This is a genomic window from Pseudomonas sp. GW456-12-10-14-LB2 (assembly GCF_002884345.1).
Taxonomy (GTDB): Bacteria; Pseudomonadota; Gammaproteobacteria; order Pseudomonadales; family Pseudomonadaceae; genus Aquipseudomonas; species Aquipseudomonas paraglycinae.
In genome coordinates this window covers 25,509-42,531 of the sequence record NZ_POHV01000027.1, presented here as the reverse complement: position 1 = coordinate 42,531, position 17,023 = coordinate 25,509, and the positions used below count along the sequence as shown (strand labels likewise).

Genomic DNA, 17,023 nt, shown 5'->3' with positions numbered 1-17,023 from the left:
CAGTTGTGCCGATGAATATCCCTAATCTGATTACCGTTCTCCGCGTCCTGCTCATCCCGATCTTCATTCTGTTGTTCTATCTGCCTTACCAATGGAGCTATCTGGCCTCAAGTTCGGTTTTCGCCTTTGCGGCGGCAACGGACTGGCTGGACGGCTATCTCGCGCGACGCCTGGAGCAGAGCACGCCGTTTGGTGCGTTTCTGGATCCTGTCGCTGACAAACTGATGGTTGCCGTTGCCCTGGTGCTACTGGTGCAAGAACACGGCAATCTTTGGCTCACACTTCCGGCGGCTGTCATCATCGGTCGCGAGATCGTAGTTTCGGCATTGCGTGAGTGGATGGCCGAGCTTGGTGCGCGGGCCCATGTGGCCGTGTCGAATCTGGGCAAGTGGAAAACTGCTGCACAGATGCTCGCGCTGGTGATCCTGCTGGCCAATCCAAAAGATTTCAGCTTTTGGGTTCTGGTCGGTTATGCGTTGCTGATGGTCTCTGCAGGCCTGACCCTGTGGTCGATGGTTCAATACCTCCGCGCTGCCTGGCCACATCTGAAGACCGATGTTGAAAAGAAATAAAACTTTTTTGAATCAAAGGGTTGACGGGGCATCTGGAATCTATAGAATGCGCCACACCAAGCGGGAATAGCTCAGTTGGTAGAGCACGACCTTGCCAAGGTCGGGGTCGCGAGTTCGAGTCTCGTTTCCCGCTCCAAGTTTGTACAACGTTTGTTGTTGCGCTACTGACAGCAAATGTTTTGAGGCCGAGTAGCAAAATGGTTATGCAGCGGATTGCAAATCCGCCTACGCCGGTTCGATTCCGACCTCGGCCTCCACTATAAACAAGCTCCGTAGATCCATGATTTACGGAGCTTTTTTATTTGCGTTGCACTGAAAGATTTAGTCTTTGAAACGGCAACTGCAAACTTGCTTCACCGGGAAGTGATGTATATATTTCCCCCTCTGCCGCCGACATGCAGTTCCTGTCAGGACTGTGAATCGTCATCAGAACCAAGCAACACCGCGCTACCGCCCGAATGGCGAAACTGGTAGACGCATGGGACTTAAAATCCCCCGCTCGTAAGGGCGTGCCGGTTCGATTCCGGCTTCGGGCACCATGAATATCAAGGGCTTGCGTGAGATTTCTCATGCAGGCCCTTATCATTTGCGCTCCGCAATTTTGGAGCCTGCTCCGCAACTCACTTGGTCGGGGTGACTTTCTTGCCGATCCTTTCCGGGTGTCATTCTCCGTCATCACTGCGGTGGTGTGCCCGAGCTGCTCCTTGTTTTCCATAGCGCACAAGTATCGCGAAACGCGCACGGCTTTCTTTAACTCGGCCTAGCATCGGGGTTTGTATTAAAGATTTCAGCTTTGCAGACGACATAGTGGTGTTAAGAACAATACGCCGGAGGAAAAAATGGGATTTTTCGACAAGGTCAAGGAGCTGGCTCTCAGAGCTAAATGCGGAGTCGGCATTCACGCCGGAGACTATGTCAAGGCTGTTAGTGGCCCGGCGTGTTTGCTGGAAAAAACATGCCCTGACTGTTTTGAGCATTTGACCAAGCACAAGCATGAGTTTGGTGAGTTTACCTACAAGAACCATCATACCTGTACGATGATTCGCAACTGCGTACATTGCGACCACGAAGATTCAAAGGTGAAGCATGAAGATTTCGTCGAGATGGGCACGGATGATTTTTGCAAGGTGAAGGAAAAATGCATCAGATGCGGCTTCACTCAGGTGAAGAAGGAGGACCACTACATGACTGAGGTCTCCCGTAACGATACGCATAAAACGCTTTCGTGCATCCGGTGTAACAAGACCGAGACAAGGCAGTTAGAACGATACTGAGTTTGAAAACATCCAAAACCCGGCCACCGAGCCGGGCTTTTTATGCGCATGATTCTTGTCTGAACGCTGTTTTGAAAAGCCACCACCTTTTTCCCTTTCCTATCCCAGGTGTACTTTTCGGTCATTGCGAGCGAAGTGAGCTAGTGTTTCTTTCTGGCTCAACCGAACACAGGACAATGATGATGAAGCGACTGCTATTGAGCGTTTTGCTGATGTCTTCAAGCTTTGCTCAAGCCGGCATCCCGCTGTTGAACGCAACATGCCCGGGCAATATCGAGGTCCATGCTGACAAGGGCGGCCCGATCTATATCAACGGTAAAGAAGGGAAACTGAAGAAATTCAACGATAACGCCTTCGAAGCCAAAGGCAGTGGCGTGACCATCTCGCTGACGATCATGCCCGACGGCTCACCTGATGTTTCTTACACGGGCAAGAACAAAGCCAATGGGGTTTGTCAGGTGAAGGAAACAAAGTAATTCGCGTTGTTCCATTAATAAGCAATGATCAGCGGGGCGTTGAGCAAACAAAAAAAATGGGCCGATTTAATCGGCCCATTTTTTTGCTCAGACAAAAGTTTGCCCAGTAAACCCTCTAGGCAAGCGCTGAAGTCCGGCCATCGCGGTCAACCGCTCGATCCACTCCGAACGCCAGTCGGACGCGGAGTGTGCAGCCCTGGAATGGCGAGCCGCGCGCCGCGCCGCATTGCGCTGGTCTTTGCGCGCATCCTTGTATGCGTCGGTATTGCGGCAGCTGCGGCACTTCACACGATTGAGTTCGCGGCTGGCGGAGAGGTTGTTGCCCTTGTGCCCGCAGGCCAGGTGCCCGTCGACTTTGAAATGAATGACCATAAGACGTCTCCTTGGTGACGTGTAAAGGTATTGACCTCTCACGACCAAGGACGTTCTTTATTCGCGCACCGTGAATCGATGGCCTACCTGAAGCGTGGCAACGGCCGGTCGATCGGTTTGAGCGATGACAGGGTGCTGCGAATCAGCGGGGTATCCTTTTCGATATCGTTCAGCCGGTCGCGGATGCGCAGGGCGGTGGGGTGCCCGCCTTGATGGTCGACCCAGTCGGCGATCTCTTTGCAGGCCGCGGCGAGGCGTGCTTCGCGGGCATCGAGCAAGGTGAGGAGAGTGGTGATGGACTCTCTTTCGGACATGGAACACCTCCGTTCATTAATCCGCTCGGTGGCAGCAAAAAGCCCGCGAAGGGCGAGCTTTCTGCCGTTGGGGCGCTGCTCCTTCAGCTGGTTTGAGTATAGACCCGTAAATGACAGCTATCAGCCCGACGACTCGGGGGCGGTCACTCGCGAGCTGGCGGCGTTGAGCCGATGACATTCCTTGCGGGCGTCTTCTTCCCGATCGTAGCCATCGCCGATGAAACCGCCGGTTCGCGTGTCGCAGATGCGATACCAGCCCAGGGCTTCTGCGGGCTCATGGAGAGTCTCTCCGGCGCGCCGGCCGTGGATGACGATCTTGTTGCAGCGCTTCACGACGAATATGTCTTCCATGGCGTCACCGCGGCTGATTCGTACCAGATCAACTATAGAAGCCCTGAGCAATCGTGCAAAAAATAGCCAAGTCAGTTCGTCGGGTGCAGTTGCCAGCCTAATGGGTGCCAGCGCAGATGGTGAGTCGGATTCAACGCCTCGAGGAAGTCCTGATCGTGGGAAACGGCGACAATGGCACCCGGAAATGACTGCAACGCCCGTTCGAACGCTTCCACCGACGGCAGATCCAGATGGTTGGTCGGCTCATCCAGCAGCAACAGCTGCGCAGGATCCGTTCGCCACAAGGCCAGCGCCAGTGCGGCTTTCAGGCGCTCGCCACCGCTCAACGAAACGCAGGGAGCCGTGGCGCGGCTTGCATCCAGCTGCAAGTGTGCGAGATAGCTGCGCAGGGTGCCCTCGGTCAGCGCAGCCCCTTGCATCATCAGCTGTTCGGTGATGGAACGCTGATCGTCCAGTTGCGCCAGTTGCTGATCCAGGAATGCGAAGGGCACGTGAGTCGTGGCGGTTCCATCGACGGGTGTCAGTTCCCCGGCGAGCGCTTTCAACAGGGTTGATTTGCCACAGCCGTTGGGACCGCTGACAGCGATGCGCATCGGGCCGTGGATCGTAAGGCTCAGTGCGCCGTTTGACAGCCAGGGCAGCCGAGCGTCGATCAGCGTGCAGATCTGACGGTTGTTCGGCACCGCGCTCCCGGGCAGGTTGATCAGCACGCTGTCCTCGGGTTGCACCTTGGCGTAAGCCTCGCGCACCTGGGCATCGAGCTCTGACTTGCGGGCCTGATGACCCTGACGGACATGCCCCATGATCTCTCGCGCGGCGCCCTTGATCGCCACGTATTCGAAACTGGCAATGTTGGCGGTTTCGGCGTTGCGCCGCGAGTTGGCGGCGTGGCGCTGTATCGTGTCGTGTTCGCGCCGTAGCCGAATCCGCTCTCGCTGGCGTTCGCTTCTGGCGTGGTCGAGGCGTGCCTGCGCCGCGGCTTGATGGATCCGCTGATGCTCGCGGAATGCCGAGTAATTGCCACCGAATTCGATAGCCCCCGACGCGCTCAACTCGACAATCCGCAGCATCCGGTCGAGCAGCTGCCGATCATGGCTGACGACGATCAAACCAGTGTGCCAGCGTTCCAGTAAGTTCATCAGCCATTGTCGTCCTGGTGCATCCAGATGGTTGGTCGGCTCATCGAGAACCAGCAGCGGAGCCTGACTCAAAAACGCGCCAATCAGTGCGATGCGCGCTTGCTGGCCACCACTGAGGTTTCCGGTCTCGTCGGTGAAGGCGACTTCGGTCAGGCCGGCGTCATCGAGCAGGCGGCGCAGACGGTCCGCCAGATCCCATTGTTCGCCAATGAGATCGAAATCCTCGACTGATCCGCAGCCCCGGTTCATTCGGCCCAGAGCCTGAAGAATCGCGGCGCTGCCGGTGGACTCGGCGACCGTCTCGCCGGGTGCAGCGACAAAGCTCTGCGCCACGTAGGTTGTCGCCACGGCGCGCGTCACGCTGCCGCTGGTGGGTTGCCATTCTCCGGCGATCAGGCGCGCCAGTACGCTTTTGCCAACGCCATTGCGCCCGACGATGGCGGTCGGGGTGTGATCGAATTTCAAATTGAGTGCAGTGAAAATCGTCTCGCCATTGGCGAACTGAAAACCCAGTTGATTCAGGGAGACGAGAGCAGGCGTACGCGAGACGTGAGTCATCGGCACCTCCAGAAAATGTCGTGAACACTGACACGCGCCATGAATGGCGTGTCGCGATTACATTTTTGAAGGCTTAGTTGTTCACTTCTGCGGTCGTCCCGGGGAGGTAGGAGGGCGTAGCCTAGTCGAGACGGCCGAAGGCTTCAAGGCGTGCCTGCCTGCTCGACCATCCGCTCAAGGAATAGCGCCAATGCGACTTCTTCCTTGCGCAGGCCTTTGCGGATGCGCGGCTTCGGCAGCTCGGCCAAGGCGCCGAGCATGAAATGCTCGACCACCGCCGGGTGGATGTAGCACTTGCGACAGACCGCCGGCGTGTTGCCCAGTTGCCGCGCGACACCCTTCACCATCTCGACCACATGCCGCTTGGCCTCGGTCTCGGATTCCCATTGCAGCTCCCGCAGAACCGCCAAAGCGAGGGCGCTGCCGGCCCAGGTTCGGTAGTCCTTGGCGGTGAAATCCGCGCCGGTCAGGGTTTGCAGGTAGGTGTTGACGTCAGAAGAGCTGACGGTATGCCGCTCGCCATTTTCATCCAGATACTGAAACAGGTTCTGCCCGGGAATTTCCAGGCAGCGCTTGATGATCCGCGCCAGTCGCCGGTCCTTCACCGTGATCTGATGTTCGATGCCGCTCTTGCCGCGGAACTGGAACAGGATCGCGCTGCCGTTGACCTCGACATGCCGGCTGCGCAGGGTTGTCAGGCCGTAGGAGCGATTGTCCCGCGCGTATTGCGTGTTGCCGACGCGGATCAGCGTGGCGTCGAGCAGCGTGATGACCGTCGCCATGACTTTGTCGCGGCTGAAGCCCGGCGAGGCCAGCAGCGCCTCCAGCTGTTTGCGCAGTTTGGGCAGCGCCAGACCGAACTCACGCAGACGCGAATACTTGTCCGCGTCGCGCACTTCGCGCCAGCGAGCGTGATAGCGATATTGCTTGCGCCCACGTGCGTCCCGGCCGGTGGCTTGCAGATGGCCGCGCGGGTCGGCGCAGATCCACACGTCGACGTAGGCCGGCGGAACAGCCAGTGCGTTGATGCGTTTGATCTCGTCAGGATCGGTGATGCGCTGGCCTGCGGGGTCGAAATAGGCGAATTTTCCGCGCAGTTTTTTTCGGGTGATACCGGGCTGTGTGTCATCGACGTAATGCAGATCCGAAGGCAACACTTCGGTGAGCGCAGTATCGGGCATGGCGGACTTCCTTCGCGTCAAATCAGGCTGTTAAAGCCATTGACCGCACGCCATGACGGTCGTGCCCGCGGATTTACGCCAACACCGCGACGGCCTTGATCTGGGCCCACAATGACTGGCCCGGATGCACGCCAAGCTGATCCCGCGAGTAGCGAGTGATGCGCGCCAGCAACGGTGTCCCGCCGGCATCGAGGCGAATGAGCACGTGCGCGGCGTTGTCGGCCGGTTGTTCGCTGACGACCGTGACCGGCAGGCGATTGAGGATGCTGCTGAACTCACTGTTTTGCAGGGTCAGGCTGATGTCTCGCGCGTGAACCTTGCAGCGCAGTTTCTGGCCCGTCGTCATCGGCGCGTGGGTCACGCGGAAATTCAGTGACGAGTCCGGCAGTTGCAGGGCGAGCAATTGATAGTCGGCATCGTAGCCGCTGACCTGGCCTTCAATGATCACGCCGGCGTCGTTGTCCATGGCCAGGGGCAGGTCGAGCCGCGCCAGGGTTTCGCCAATCGGACCGCTGGCCAGCGCTTTGCCGTCGCTGAGCAGCACCAGATGATCGGCGAGCCTGGCCACTTCGTCCTGAGCGTGGCTGACATACAACACCGGGATTTCCAGTTCGTCGTGCAGGCGTTGCAGGTAGGGCAGGATTTCGCTTTTGCGCTGACTGTCGAGGGCCGCCAAAGGCTCGTCCATCAGCAGCAGTCTGGGGCTCGTCAACAGCGCGCGAGCGATGCCGACACGCTGACGCTCACCGCCGGACAAGCGCTGCGGATGACGATCGAGCAAGTGGCCGATCCCTAGCAGTTCTGTGGCTTGGGTCATGTCGACCCGGCGCTGTGCCTTGGCAATGCGCTTGAGGCCGAATTGCAGATTGGCCAGCACCGACAGATGCGGAAACAGGCTGGCTTCCTGAAAGACATAGCCGAGCGCGCGTTTGTGCGGCGGCACGAAAATGCCTTTCTCGCTGTCCTGCCAGACCTCGTCATTGATGCGGATAAAGGCCTGTGGCGCGCGTTCGAGCCCGGCGATGCAGCGCAGGCATGTGGTCTTGCCCGAGCCGGACTGACCGAACAGCGCCGTCACACCGCGACCGGGCATCTGCAGATCGACATCGAGGCTGAAGCCCGACCAAGCCAGTTTCAGACGTGCATCAATCATCGATCAGCTCCAGCCCGCGCGGGTCTTGCGGCTGGAATACAGCGCCAGCAACACCAGAAACGAAAACACCAGCATCGCCCCGGCCAGCCAGTGCGCCTGCGCGTACTCCATGGCTTCGACGTGGTCGTAGATTTGTACGGAAACCACCCGGGTCTTGTCAGGAATATTCCCGCCGATCATCAGCACCACACCGAATTCGCCGACGGTGTGGGCGAAGCCGAGGATTGCTGCAGTGATGAAACCGGGGCGGGCCAGGGGCAGAATCACGCTGAAAAAAGTGTCCCAGGGATTGGCGCGCAAGGTCGCGGCCACTTCCAGAGGACGAGTGCCGATCGCGGAGAAGGCGTTTTGCAACGGCTGCACCACGAACGGCATGGAATAGAGCACCGAACCGATCACCAGGCCGGTGAAGCTGAAGGTCAAGGTGCCAAGCCCCAGCCAGTGGGTGAACTGGCCAATGAACCCGTTTGGGCCGAGCGCCAGCAACAGATAGAAACCGATGACCGTAGGAGGTAGCACCAACGGCAGCGCGACGATCGCGCCGATGGGGCCGCGCAGCCAGGAACGGCTGCGCGACAACCACAGGGCGATCGGCGTGCCGACGACCAGCAGGATCGCGGTGGTCAGGGACGCCAGTTTCAGGGTCAGCCAGATCGCCGCGAAATCGGCACTCGTCAGCGACATTTACAGCTGATAACCGTAGGACTTGATGACCGCAGCGGCTTTCGGGCCTTTGAGGTAATCAACCAGCGCCTTGGCAGCGGCGTTGTCTTTGCCTTTGTTGAGGATCACTGCGTCTTGCTTGATCGGGTCGTGCATGCTCGCCGGAACGATCCACGCCGAACCGCTGCTGACCTTGCCGTCCTTGTAGATCTGCGACAGGGCGACGAAACCCAGCTCGGCGTTGCCGGTGGACACAAACTGGTAGGCCTGGGTGATGTTCTGGCCTTCGACGATTTTGGCTTTGGTGGCTTCAGTGAGTTTCAGTTTTTCCAGCACCTGGGTGGCTGCCAGACCATAAGGGGCGGCTTTCGGGTTGGCGATGGACAAGTGCTGGTACTCGTTTTTCTTCAGGACGTCGCCTTTGGCATCGACGTAACCTTCCTTGGCCGACCACAGCGCCAGGGTGCCGATGGCGTAGGTGAAGCGCGAACCCTTGACGGTGTCGCCTTCTTTTTCGAGTTTTTCAGGGGTGGTGTCGTCCGCCGAAAGGAATACTTCGAACGGCGCGCCGTTTTTGATCTGGGTGTAGAACTGGCCGGTGGCGCCGTACGCAGCGACCAGTTTGTGCCCGGTGTCTTTTTCGAAATCGGCGGCAATCGCCTGGATCGGCGCGGTGAAGTTGGCCGCGACAGCGACCTGCACTTCGTCGGCCTGCGCGGCGCCGATGGCGAATACCGCGAGCAGGGCAGGGGCAAAACGTGAGGCACGATTGATCATGTAACGGCTCCGTGGGTGGCAAGTGCAGTGGGCAGTTGTTATTGGAAGGAAGACTGCGCCGATGCGAGGGAGTGAAACGCTATATAGGGAAATATATAGCGAAATGCCGCCAAACGGGAAGCACTGCTTTTAAACCGGGTGAGAGCGCCACGCTCCTCACCCGTTCGGGTTCATCATCGCGTCAGTTTCGCCAGTGCGCCTTCCGCCAGTTGCCGGGTCAGTTCGGCGGTGCCGAGGTCCTTACCAAGTGTGAAGGCCTGGCCGGCCCAAAGGTTACTGAATTCGGCTTCACCCTTCGCGCGCAACGGCATCAAGGCACCGCCGGCCAGCGGAAAGGCGGGGGCCTTGTCCGACATCGGGCCCAGCTCGCGCATCACCCGATTGAGAATCCCCCGCGCCGGGCGCCCGGTAAACAGATTGGTCACCGCTGTCTCGCTTTCCTTGGCGGTGCGCAAAGCTTTGTGGTGAGAGGCACTGACTTTCGCTTCCGGGGTAAACAGATACGCCGTGCCGACCTGGACCGCCGAAGCTCCGAGCAGGAACGCTGCAGCCACGCCGCGCGCATCGGCAATCGCACCGGCAGCGATCACCGGCACACTCACCGCGTCGACCACTTGCGGCACCAGCGCAAACGTACCGACCTGACTGCTCAGGTCAGCGCTGAGGAACATCCCGCGATGGCCGCCGGCCTCGTAACCCATGGCGATGATCGCGTCGCAACCGTTCTGCTCCAGCCAGATCGCCTCATCGACCGTGGTCGCCGACGAGATGATTTTCGCACCGGTGGCCTTGACCCGATCCAGCAAGGTTTTTTCCGGCAGGCCGAAGTGGAAGCTCACCACTTCAGGGCGAAATTCTTCCAGCACTTCGCAGGCGGCCGCATCGAAGGGCGCGCGGTTGGATACCGGCGTCGGTGCATCGAAATCGACACCCAGTTCGCGATAGTAAGGTTCCAGCAGGTTTTTCCAGTCACGGGCCTTTTGCTCATCGGCGGCCGGCGGTTGATGGCAGAAGAAGTTGACGTTGAACGGCTTGTTCGTGCCCTGGCGAATGGTCTTCAGCTCTTCGCGCAGTTGCTCGATGGTCAGCATCGCGGCCGGCATCGAACCCAGGCCACCGGCGTTGCACGCTGCGATGACCATGGATGAATTAGTGGCTCCGGCCATGGGGCCCTGGATGATCGGCAGTTCGATACCGAACAGGTCAAGAATGCGGGTATCAGGCCATTGGCTCATGGAATAGCTTCTCCGACGACGAAACAGGGCAGGGACGGTAGCAGCCGGTTTTTTAACGCAAAGCCACCCCCCATGACCAGCACAGATTTGTAGCTTGAACAGCCGGCGCTGGCTCGGCGTTCGGGCCCGATTGGCTAAAGGTCGAGTAGGGCAAAATGTTTCAGTGTGCTATTCCAAACCCTCGACATCCTGAATTCCACCCGCGAGAGGCAGTCATGTTCAAAGGCATTTTGATCGACAAAGACGACAGCGGTTATCGCGCCAACCTGCACGAGATCAACGACGAGCAGTTGCCGGAGGGCGATGTGACGGTTCACGTCGCGTACAGCACGCTGAACTTCAAGGACGGCCTGGCGATCACCGGCAGCAGCCCGGTGGTGCGCAAGTTTCCGATGGTGCCGGGGATCGATCTGGCGGGCACCGTCGAAGTCAGCTCGCACCCCGACTACAAGGTTGGCGATGCGGTGCTGCTCAATGGCTGGGGCGTCGGTGAAAGCCACTGGGGCGGCTTGGCGCAAAAAGCGCGATTGAACGGTGACTGGCTGATTCCTCTGCCCAAGGCATTCACCGCCGCGCAAGCCATGGCCATCGGCACGGCGGGTTATACGGCGATGCTGTGCGTCATGGCGCTGGAGCGCAACGGCGTGACACCGCAACAGGGCGAAGTGCTGGTGACCGGTGCCAACGGCGGCGTCGGCAGTTTTGCCATCGCATTGCTGAGCAAGCTTGGCTACCGCGTGGTCGCTTCGACCGGTCGGGTGTCGGAACACGAATACCTGAAACAACTGGGCGCCGACGAAATCATTGATCGCGCCACCCTGTCCGAACCCGGCAAGCCGCTGGCCAGGGAGCGCTGGGCGGGCGTTATCGATTCGGTCGGCAGCCACACGCTGGCCAATGCCTGTGCCAGTACCCGGGCCGAAGGCACCGTGGCTGCGTGCGGTCTGGCTCAGGGCATGGATTTTCCGGCATCCGTGGCGCCGTTCATTCTGCGTGGCGTGACGCTGGCCGGGATCAACAGCGTGACCCAACCCAAGGCGCGCCGCATCGAGGCTTGGGATCGCTTGGCGAAGGATCTGGATTTTACCCTGTTGCCGCTGATCAGTCATGAAATCGGCCTCGGCGAAGCTATCGACGCGGCACCGAAGTTGCTGGCGGGGCAACTCCGGGGGCGAGTTGTAGTTGATGTGAATCGCTGATTACTGTTGTGGTTTGCCTTCACGCTCGAGCAATTCGCGCTTGCGCTCCACGCCCCAGCGGTAGCCCGACAGATTGCCGTCACTGCGCACAACGCGATGACAGGGGATCGCTACCGCCAGGCTGTTGGCGCCGCAAGCCTGGGCCACTGCGCGTACGGCTTTGGGTGAGCCGATACGCAAGGCGATGTCCGCATAGCTGGCGGTGCTGCCGACCGGTATTTCGCGCAGTGCCTGCCACACCCGTTCCTGAAACGCCGTGCCGCGCACATCCAGCGGCAAATCCAGGCCGATGGCAGGCGCTTCGATGAAGCCGACGACGCGCGCGATCAGTTGTTCGAACTCGGTGTCGGCGCCGATCAGGTTGGCCCGGCGAAACTGGTCCTGCAGGTCGCACACCAATTGGTGCGGATCGTCCCCCAGCAGAATCGCGCAGATTCCGCGCTCGCTCTGTGCCACCAGAATGGCGCCGAGCGAGCACTGGCCGACAGCGAAGCGGATGTCGTTGTTCTGGCCGGCAGCCCGGAAGTCGCCGGGTTTCATGCCCAGCACCTGATCGGCCGCCTCGTAGAAACGGCTGTTGGAATTGAAGCCGGCGTCATACAGCGCTTCGGTCACCGAGCCGCCGTCGGCCAGACGCTGACGAACCCGGCGCGAGCGATGCGCGGCGGCATAGCCCTTTGGCGTCAGGCCGGTTGCGGCCTTGAAGACACGATGAAAGTGAAAGGCGCTCAGACCGGCGGTTTCGGCAAGATCGTTGAGCGCCGGCAGGCTGTCCGAAGCCTCGATCTGGCGACAGGCTGCCGCGACAGTGGCGGTATGCTGCGCGGCGACTTCGGTCTGATCCTTGCTCGCCCGTTTGCTGGGGCGATAGCCCGCGGCTTCGGCGTCCTCGGCGGTATCGAAGAACTCGACGTTCTGCGGTTTCGGCAAGCGCGCCAGGCTGCTGGGGCGGCAATAGATGCCGGTGGTTTTCACGGCATAGACAAACTGGCCGTCCGCCCGAGGGTCGCGTGCGACGACAGCGGCCCAGCGTGGATCGTCTTCAGTGTTCAGCGAGGTGGAAAGCGTTTTCATGATGGAGAGTCCGTTGACCTGTTGAATTTCAGGTTAACCAGTGCCACCGGCCGGAACACTCCGACCCTTGCGGTCAAACTTTGCAGGATTATCCGGCGGTGCGAAACGTGAGGTTGAAGCGTTGTTCTCCCAGGCGCGGGTGCCGGCCAGGCTTGATCGGCAGGATGCCGTGATAGCGCAGCCGGTCTACGCCGCCCCAGATCACCATGTCGCCGTGCAGCAGTGAGATTTTCTGGCTCCTGTCGCCGCGTGCGAAACCGCCAAACAGGAACGTTGCCGGCAAGCCCAATGACAAAGAAACGATCGGCGCGTCGTAGGCATTTTCGTCTTTGTCCTGATGCAACGACATCTTCGCGCCTGGGACATAACGATTGATCAGGCAGGAATCCGGCATGAAGTCGGCAAATCCGGCGCGTTTCGCTGCGGCCTGGGCCAGCTCGCGAAACACTTCGGGCATGGCTGGCCAGGGTTGGTGGCTCACGGGATCTTCGGATGAATAGCGGTAGCCGCTCCGATCGGTGATCCAGCCCAGTGCGCCGCAACTGCTGGTGGCCACCGACATGCTGAAGCCCCCGGGCGTCATCATGTGGCGCAACGGGGCGCAGGCGATGATCGATTCCAGGGCCGGCAACAATTGCTCGATTTGCGGCAGGGCAAACCCGCGCAGCACCCAGGACTGCTCGCCGATCTGTTCGGCGCGCCGGGGTTGCTCGGATTCTGTGTCGGCGAACAGATCAAAGGTGGTTTGCATGATCGTCAGGTCGCGTCGTGGAAGATAATGCCCAGAGTATGCCGTGTTCCGCTGTGCAGTCGGCTGACACCGTGGCGCATGGTCACCCGATAGTCGCCGCGCACGCCTTTGACCGGGCGCTGGTTGACGGCAAAGATCAGCGCATCGCCTTTTCTCAGGTCCATCACGAGTGGGCGCGACTGCATTCTCGGACGTTGCTCGGTCATGACGAATTCGCCACCGGTGAAATCAGCCCCGGGTGCTGACAGAAGAATCGCCACTTGTAGCGGAAAGACATGTTCGCCGTACAGATCCTGATGCAGACAGTTGTAGTCCTGCGGACCGTATTGCAGCAAGAGCGGGGTAGGCCGCAGTTGACCGGCGGCATGGCAGCGCTCGAGAAACTCGCTGTGTCGCTCTGGAAAACGTTCCGGCAGACCCATTCGCTTATGCCAGCGGTTGGCCAGTGGCACGAGTCGCGGGTAAAGCGCGCTGCGTAGGCGTTCCACAGCGGGCGGAAGCGGATAGCGCAGGTATTTGTATTCCCCGCGCCCGAAACCGTGGCGAGCCATGATGACCTGGGACCGAAACGGTTCGCTGTGCGGGTAAAGCGCACTCAACCGATCACAGGTGTCCGGGCGCAGCAGCGTGCGGATGACAGCACAACCGTCCTGATCCAGTTGCTGCTCCAGGGCGATCCAGTCGAGCGCATCGAGCGGGGAGGCGGGTGAGGGTGACATGCTGATTCCTTGGCGTACATTCAGGTATCAGTCTGGGTCGTCCACCCGGCCGCAACACTCCGCCGCTTGCGGTCGAATTTCGTCCGGGTCTTACAGGGCCTTGCTGACGCGGATGTCGCTGATCACATCGTCGCTCTGGCCGTGCAGAGCATCCAGTGCAGCTTTGGCTTCTTCCGGCGTGCCATTTTCCAGCTGGGCGAACTCGAAACGGCGCTCACCGTTGAGTTTGTACTTGATCACGTATTTGGTCGTTTGGGCCACGTTGATGCTTACCTGTCTGCGTTGGCGGAACCGCTCAGCTGAGTTTGGAGCTCGAGCGGCGAATGATCTTGATCGAGTGCGTCAAGGTCGGTTTGCGAGTCACGCTGATCGCGCGGCGGTTGACGGTGTCGATGGTGATGTTCCAGAAACCGGTGCTCGGCGCGGTGATACGGGCCGGGAACGTGTCGAAAGCGCCGCCGTGATAGGTGTGACGGCCGCCATTTTTGAAGCTGCGGAAGTTGGCGTCGTTCATCAAGCGGATGTTGCAGGTTTGCGAGCATTGGATGACGACGATGTCGTCTTCGTTGAGGTGCTCGCGCTGGTGAATGAATTTCATGGGCGCCTCCAGAAGGGCTTTTTCTACAAAATCAAAACGATAGCATTGTCGATTGGCGCAGTTTATCAGCCCGGACGGGTTATTATCCGGCCGTCGGGCGCCGCTTTGACAATTAAAAACAGATATTCACGATTTGATGTGGGTTAAATGCAGTGAGCCTCGGAGAAAAACGGCATTCGTGCTGTCGGAGGGTCTTTATTGGAGGTTTTGTATGAAATGGGGTGTGGTGATTCTGCCGTTGGCATTGGCAATGGGTGGTTGCGCAAGCGTTTCGGAAATCAATGAAACGCTGCCAACCATGAACGTCATTTCCGGCAAGAAACCCCATGAATATGCTGAGTGCCTGGCCGAAAAGCTGTCCGACAGCCGGGGTGCCTTGCAGGTCGAGCGACACAAGGATGAGGTTCGGGTCATCGTTCCAGGCAAGCTGGGATCGGGTCCGGCCGCGGTATTTGACATCGAGGATCGCTCCGGCGGCAGCAGCATCAAGCTGCATGAGCGAATGTCCAATGTGCCGCTGCGCCCCTGGGATGTGCGCAAAGCCGCCACGGCCTGTATTTCCGGCTGATAGACTGTCAGCAGTCAGCATTGATGCCGTCACAGCGTTGCTGTGGCGGCATTGTCATTTCTGGAGAGGTGAATGAAGAGAGAGCAGGTGCGGGAGCGACACAAGGAAGGGCTCATTGCGGCGACCCATGTGATCCAGAACCCGGCGAATCCGGGGGAGTGGATTGTGTTTTTCAAGAAGAGCGCCGGCCGCAGTTACTTCCTGGTCGACGATAACGACGAAGTCGAGTCCTTCAACCGGCTCGACGACCTGATCGAGGTCGTGCGCGGGCTGGGGATCAAGTTCGCCGAAATTCATATGTAAGGCTATTTACACACGACCACCACGCTGCGGTTTTTGTAGTTGCCGACGTCGACGCCCAGTGTCTTGTCGTCTTCCTTGGGCGCCGGTGTGCCGTCGGTCCCGACGATGCGGTATCCGGTTCCGGCGCAGGACGCGTCAGCCTTTTCATAGCAGGTGGCCCAGGAATTGGCTTCACCGGAACAGTCGATGCTCAACCCTTGTTCGCCGTTGTTCAGGTAGGTGGTCTGCGAGGTAGCGCAACCGGCCAGAGCCACGAGCGCAATCAAGGGCAGGAAGTTGATGCAGGGGCGGTTGATCATGGCGATGTCGTCTTCGAGAGGGAGAGGGCTAGACGCTATGACAGCGCCGACATGAAAAGGTTATAGCGATTGGCCAGTTCTTTGTGCGAAGCCCAAAAAAAAGCCCTGCGCGAAGGCAGGGCCGTGATTTGCAGTCGTCGATCAGTCTTGATCCTTGCCGCGACGCTTCGGTGAAGGAGGCGTGTAATCAAGCACCGCGGCCACTTCAATCGCCATCGCTTCAGTGGGCAACGGACCGGACACATCTTCGCCGTTGGCGGCGGTGATATGCCACTGGCCATCTTTCGCCTTGGCGACGGTGTACCCATTGATGATTTTTGCTGCGGACATCTAGCGGCCTCGTTGGCTGGTTCAAAGGCGTCATGATAACGGTAAATCGGCGAACGGGCGCAGGTCGATGCGGTGTTGCGGCATATTTGGGCTACGCTGAATGCGCAGCCTCCGTGTGCGGATTGAACTATCCGCCAGATTATTTCTCTATGTTGACATCGGTTAGCCAGTGCGGGGCATTGTAAGGTGCACGCCGCCTGATTAGACTGCGCCGAAACTCGTACACACAGCCCTTTCAAGGACTTATATGATCAAGAAATGCTTGTTCCCAGCAGCCGGTTACGGTACTCGCTTCCTCCCAGCGACGAAGGCCATGCCCAAAGAAATGCTGCCGGTGGTAAACAAGCCACTGATCCAGTACGGCGTCGAAGAAGCTCTGGACGCTGGTCTGACTGAAATCTCCATCGTGACCGGCCGTGGCAAGCGCGCCCTGGAAGACCACTTCGACATCAGCTACGAGCTGGAAAACCAGATCAAGGGCACCGACAAGGAAAAATACCTGGTCGGTATCCGCAAGTTGTTGGACGAGTGCTCGTTTTCCTACACCCGTCAGACCGAAATGAAAGGCCTGGGTCACGCGATCCTGACCGGTCGCCCATTGATCGGTGACGAACCGTTCGCTGTGGTGCTGGCGGACGACCTTTGCGTCAACCTCGAAGGCGACGGCGTATTGACCCAGATGGTCAAGCTGTACAAGCAGTTCCGCTGCTCGATCATTGCCATCCAGGAAGTCGATCCGCAGGAAACCAGCAAGTACGGCGTGATCGCTGGCGAAATGATCCGTGACGACATCTATCGCGTACACAGCATGGTCGAGAAGCCAAAGCCGGAAGACGCGCCGTCGAACCTGGCGATCATCGGCCGCTACATCCTGACCCCGGACATCTTCGACCTGATCGAACAGACCGAGCCAGGCAAGGGCGGTGAAATCCAGATCACCGACGCCCTGATGAAACAAGCCCAGAACGGCTGCGTAATGGCCTACAAGTTCAAGGGCAAGCGTTTCGACTGCGGTGGTGCTGAAGGCTACATCGAAGCAACCAACTTCTGCTTCGAGAACTTCTACAAGACTGGCAAGGCTTACTGATAAAGCCTGATCTGCCTGTACGAAAAAGCC

The 17,023-nt window shown here is 59.3% G+C and carries 23 protein-coding genes and 3 tRNA genes; 10 read left to right on the top strand and 16 right to left on the bottom strand.

The features are described from left to right. Positions 1 to 11 precede the first annotated feature (11 nt). The 6 genes from pgsA (at position 12) to C1X29_RS19000 (ending at position 2,322) form a co-directional block, all read left to right on the top strand. Positions 12 to 572 (top strand): CDP-diacylglycerol--glycerol-3-phosphate 3-phosphatidyltransferase, encoded by a 561-nt coding sequence (gene pgsA, locus C1X29_RS19025; RefSeq protein WP_085745522.1) that lies wholly within the window; start codon positions 12 to 14, stop codon positions 570 to 572. A 60-nt stretch (positions 573 to 632) separates the two neighbouring features. Beyond that, positions 633 to 708, top strand: a tRNA-Gly gene (locus tag C1X29_RS19020). 47 nt (positions 709 to 755) lie between these two features. Next, positions 756 to 829: transfer RNA gene (locus C1X29_RS19015), tRNA-Cys, on the top strand. A gap of 195 nt (positions 830 to 1,024) precedes the next feature. Next, positions 1,025 to 1,111, top strand: a tRNA-Leu gene (locus C1X29_RS19010). A gap of 300 nt (positions 1,112 to 1,411) precedes the next feature. Continuing rightward, positions 1,412 to 1,846, top strand: a complete 435-nt coding sequence (locus C1X29_RS19005) for a hypothetical protein (RefSeq protein WP_102718105.1) — start codon at positions 1,412 to 1,414, stop codon at positions 1,844 to 1,846. Positions 1,847 to 2,028: 182 nt separating this feature from the next. Further along, a complete protein-coding gene (locus tag C1X29_RS19000) occupies positions 2,029 to 2,322 on the top strand; it encodes a hypothetical protein (protein ID WP_102718104.1) in 294 nt (97 codons plus the stop codon). Between the two features lie 87 nt (positions 2,323 to 2,409). Here the strand turns inward: C1X29_RS19000 and C1X29_RS18995 are convergent, their stop codons facing one another. The 9 genes from C1X29_RS18995 to C1X29_RS18955 form a co-directional block, all read right to left on the bottom strand. Next, positions 2,410 to 2,694: a hypothetical protein gene (locus C1X29_RS18995; RefSeq protein WP_102718103.1), complete on the bottom strand. Its 285-nt coding sequence runs from the start codon at positions 2,692 to 2,694 to the stop codon at positions 2,410 to 2,412. Positions 2,695 to 2,777: 83 nt separating this feature from the next. Next, positions 2,778 to 3,008: a hypothetical protein gene (locus tag C1X29_RS18990; RefSeq protein ID WP_007958902.1), complete on the bottom strand. Its 231-nt coding sequence runs from the start codon at positions 3,006 to 3,008 to the stop codon at positions 2,778 to 2,780. A gap of 120 nt (positions 3,009 to 3,128) precedes the next feature. Beyond that, positions 3,129 to 3,359 (bottom strand): hypothetical protein, encoded by a 231-nt coding sequence (locus C1X29_RS18985; RefSeq protein WP_007958903.1) that lies wholly within the window; start codon positions 3,357 to 3,359, stop codon positions 3,129 to 3,131. Positions 3,360 to 3,430: 71 nt separating this feature from the next. Continuing rightward, positions 3,431 to 5,056: an ABC-F family ATP-binding cassette domain-containing protein gene (locus C1X29_RS18980; protein ID WP_102718102.1), complete on the bottom strand. Its 1,626-nt coding sequence runs from the start codon at positions 5,054 to 5,056 to the stop codon at positions 3,431 to 3,433. A gap of 143 nt (positions 5,057 to 5,199) precedes the next feature. After that, the gene (locus tag C1X29_RS18975) at positions 5,200 to 6,237 is read right to left on the bottom strand and encodes a DNA topoisomerase IB (RefSeq protein WP_085745527.1); all 1,038 of its coding nucleotides are present in this window, start codon (positions 6,235 to 6,237) and stop codon (positions 5,200 to 5,202) included. 73 nt (positions 6,238 to 6,310) lie between these two features. Beyond that, positions 6,311 to 7,390 carry a molybdenum ABC transporter ATP-binding protein gene (gene modC, locus C1X29_RS18970; RefSeq protein WP_102718101.1) on the bottom strand — a complete coding sequence of 360 codons (1,080 nt, stop codon included), beginning with the start codon at positions 7,388 to 7,390 and terminating at the stop codon, positions 6,311 to 6,313. Positions 7,391 to 7,393: 3 nt separating this feature from the next. Then, positions 7,394 to 8,074 (bottom strand): molybdate ABC transporter permease subunit, encoded by a 681-nt coding sequence (modB, locus tag C1X29_RS18965; RefSeq protein WP_102688024.1) that lies wholly within the window; start codon positions 8,072 to 8,074, stop codon positions 7,394 to 7,396. Then, positions 8,075 to 8,830, bottom strand: a complete 756-nt coding sequence (gene modA, locus C1X29_RS18960; RefSeq protein WP_102688025.1) for a molybdate ABC transporter substrate-binding protein — start codon at positions 8,828 to 8,830, stop codon at positions 8,075 to 8,077. A gap of 173 nt (positions 8,831 to 9,003) precedes the next feature. Continuing rightward, a complete protein-coding gene (locus tag C1X29_RS18955) occupies positions 9,004 to 10,065 on the bottom strand; it encodes a nitronate monooxygenase family protein (protein ID WP_102718100.1) in 1,062 nt (353 codons plus the stop codon). A 215-nt stretch (positions 10,066 to 10,280) separates the two neighbouring features. On the opposite strand from C1X29_RS18955, the gene C1X29_RS18950 reads away from it, so the two are divergent. Then, a complete protein-coding gene (locus tag C1X29_RS18950) occupies positions 10,281 to 11,264 on the top strand; it encodes an MDR family oxidoreductase (protein WP_102718099.1) in 984 nt (327 codons plus the stop codon). Here the strand turns inward: C1X29_RS18950 and ada are convergent, their stop codons facing one another. The 5 genes from ada to C1X29_RS18930 all read right to left on the bottom strand — a co-directional run bounded on the left by ada (position 11,265) and on the right by C1X29_RS18930 (position 14,406). Then, positions 11,265 to 12,338: a bifunctional DNA-binding transcriptional regulator/O6-methylguanine-DNA methyltransferase Ada gene (ada, locus tag C1X29_RS18945; RefSeq protein ID WP_102718098.1), complete on the bottom strand. Its 1,074-nt coding sequence runs from the start codon at positions 12,336 to 12,338 to the stop codon at positions 11,265 to 11,267. Between the two features lie 88 nt (positions 12,339 to 12,426). Next, the gene (alkB, locus tag C1X29_RS18940) at positions 12,427 to 13,092 is read right to left on the bottom strand and encodes a DNA oxidative demethylase AlkB (RefSeq protein ID WP_102718097.1); all 666 of its coding nucleotides are present in this window, start codon (positions 13,090 to 13,092) and stop codon (positions 12,427 to 12,429) included. Positions 13,093 to 13,094: 2 nt separating this feature from the next. After that, positions 13,095 to 13,808 carry a 2OG-Fe(II) oxygenase gene (locus C1X29_RS18935; RefSeq protein ID WP_102718096.1) on the bottom strand — a complete coding sequence of 238 codons (714 nt, stop codon included), beginning with the start codon at positions 13,806 to 13,808 and terminating at the stop codon, positions 13,095 to 13,097. 90 nt (positions 13,809 to 13,898) lie between these two features. Continuing rightward, on the bottom strand, positions 13,899 to 14,069 hold the full coding sequence (locus C1X29_RS29455; protein ID WP_166673412.1) for a hypothetical protein: 171 nt from the start codon (positions 14,067 to 14,069) through the stop codon (positions 13,899 to 13,901). Between the two features lie 34 nt (positions 14,070 to 14,103). Next, the gene (locus C1X29_RS18930; RefSeq protein WP_007958929.1) at positions 14,104 to 14,406 is read right to left on the bottom strand and encodes a DUF1883 domain-containing protein; all 303 of its coding nucleotides are present in this window, start codon (positions 14,404 to 14,406) and stop codon (positions 14,104 to 14,106) included. 211 nt (positions 14,407 to 14,617) lie between these two features. Here C1X29_RS18930 and C1X29_RS18925 point away from each other — a divergent pair, with 211 nt between their 5' ends. Together C1X29_RS18925 and C1X29_RS18920 are read left to right on the top strand one after the other, a co-directional pair. Continuing rightward, complete coding sequence (locus tag C1X29_RS18925; protein WP_085745535.1) at positions 14,618 to 14,974, top strand: hypothetical protein; 357 nt, start codon at positions 14,618 to 14,620, stop codon at positions 14,972 to 14,974. 72 nt (positions 14,975 to 15,046) lie between these two features. Continuing rightward, on the top strand, positions 15,047 to 15,277 hold the full coding sequence (locus C1X29_RS18920; protein WP_011334337.1) for a hypothetical protein: 231 nt from the start codon (positions 15,047 to 15,049) through the stop codon (positions 15,275 to 15,277). A gap of 2 nt (positions 15,278 to 15,279) precedes the next feature. On the opposite strand, the gene C1X29_RS18915 is transcribed toward C1X29_RS18920, so the two are convergent. Then, on the bottom strand, positions 15,280 to 15,576 hold the full coding sequence (locus tag C1X29_RS18915) for a hypothetical protein (RefSeq protein WP_085745536.1): 297 nt from the start codon (positions 15,574 to 15,576) through the stop codon (positions 15,280 to 15,282). 141 nt (positions 15,577 to 15,717) lie between these two features. Next, on the bottom strand, positions 15,718 to 15,906 hold the full coding sequence (locus C1X29_RS18910; protein ID WP_085745537.1) for a hypothetical protein: 189 nt from the start codon (positions 15,904 to 15,906) through the stop codon (positions 15,718 to 15,720). A gap of 247 nt (positions 15,907 to 16,153) precedes the next feature. Between C1X29_RS18910 and galU the strand changes: the two genes are divergently transcribed. Continuing rightward, complete coding sequence (gene galU / locus C1X29_RS18905) at positions 16,154 to 16,993, top strand: UTP--glucose-1-phosphate uridylyltransferase GalU (RefSeq protein ID WP_007912230.1); 840 nt, start codon at positions 16,154 to 16,156, stop codon at positions 16,991 to 16,993. The last annotated feature ends 30 nt before the right edge of the window (positions 16,994 to 17,023 follow it).

Excerpts from the sequence above, each read along its gene's own strand:
- C1X29_RS18995 (WP_102718103.1), bottom strand. The coding sequence starts at position 2,694 with ATGGTCATTCATTTCAAAGTCGACGGGCACCTGGCCTGCGGGCACAAG.
- C1X29_RS18915 (WP_085745536.1), bottom strand. The coding sequence starts at position 15,576 with ATGATCAACCGCCCCTGCATCAACTTCCTGCCCTTGATTGCGCTCGTG.
- C1X29_RS18990 (WP_007958902.1), bottom strand. The coding sequence starts at position 3,008 with ATGTCCGAAAGAGAGTCCATCACCACTCTCCTCACCTTGCTCGATGCC.
- C1X29_RS18930 (WP_007958929.1), bottom strand. The coding sequence starts at position 14,406 with ATGAAATTCATTCACCAGCGCGAGCACCTCAACGAAGACGACATCGTC.
- modC (WP_102718101.1), bottom strand. The coding sequence starts at position 7,390 with ATGATTGATGCACGTCTGAAACTGGCTTGGTCGGGCTTCAGCCTCGAT.
- C1X29_RS18925 (WP_085745535.1), top strand. The coding sequence starts at position 14,618 with ATGAAATGGGGTGTGGTGATTCTGCCGTTGGCATTGGCAATGGGTGGT.
- C1X29_RS18955 (WP_102718100.1), bottom strand. The coding sequence starts at position 10,065 with ATGAGCCAATGGCCTGATACCCGCATTCTTGACCTGTTCGGTATCGAA.
- C1X29_RS18935 (WP_102718096.1), bottom strand. The coding sequence starts at position 13,808 with ATGTCACCCTCACCCGCCTCCCCGCTCGATGCGCTCGACTGGATCGCC.
- ada (WP_102718098.1), bottom strand. The coding sequence starts at position 12,338 with ATGAAAACGCTTTCCACCTCGCTGAACACTGAAGACGATCCACGCTGG.
- C1X29_RS18975 (WP_085745527.1), bottom strand. The coding sequence starts at position 6,237 with ATGCCCGATACTGCGCTCACCGAAGTGTTGCCTTCGGATCTGCATTAC.
- C1X29_RS18950 (WP_102718099.1), top strand. The coding sequence starts at position 10,281 with ATGTTCAAAGGCATTTTGATCGACAAAGACGACAGCGGTTATCGCGCC.
- galU (WP_007912230.1), top strand. The coding sequence starts at position 16,154 with ATGATCAAGAAATGCTTGTTCCCAGCAGCCGGTTACGGTACTCGCTTC.
- C1X29_RS18910 (WP_085745537.1), bottom strand. The coding sequence starts at position 15,906 with ATGTCCGCAGCAAAAATCATCAATGGGTACACCGTCGCCAAGGCGAAA.
- C1X29_RS18980 (WP_102718102.1), bottom strand. The coding sequence starts at position 5,056 with ATGACTCACGTCTCGCGTACGCCTGCTCTCGTCTCCCTGAATCAACTG.
- C1X29_RS18985 (WP_007958903.1), bottom strand. The coding sequence starts at position 3,359 with ATGGAAGACATATTCGTCGTGAAGCGCTGCAACAAGATCGTCATCCAC.
- pgsA (WP_085745522.1), top strand. The coding sequence starts at position 12 with ATGAATATCCCTAATCTGATTACCGTTCTCCGCGTCCTGCTCATCCCG.
- C1X29_RS19000 (WP_102718104.1), top strand. The coding sequence starts at position 2,029 with ATGAAGCGACTGCTATTGAGCGTTTTGCTGATGTCTTCAAGCTTTGCT.
- C1X29_RS18920 (WP_011334337.1), top strand. The coding sequence starts at position 15,047 with ATGAAGAGAGAGCAGGTGCGGGAGCGACACAAGGAAGGGCTCATTGCG.
- modA (WP_102688025.1), bottom strand. The coding sequence starts at position 8,830 with ATGATCAATCGTGCCTCACGTTTTGCCCCTGCCCTGCTCGCGGTATTC.
- C1X29_RS19005 (WP_102718105.1), top strand. The coding sequence starts at position 1,412 with ATGGGATTTTTCGACAAGGTCAAGGAGCTGGCTCTCAGAGCTAAATGC.
- modB (WP_102688024.1), bottom strand. The coding sequence starts at position 8,074 with ATGTCGCTGACGAGTGCCGATTTCGCGGCGATCTGGCTGACCCTGAAA.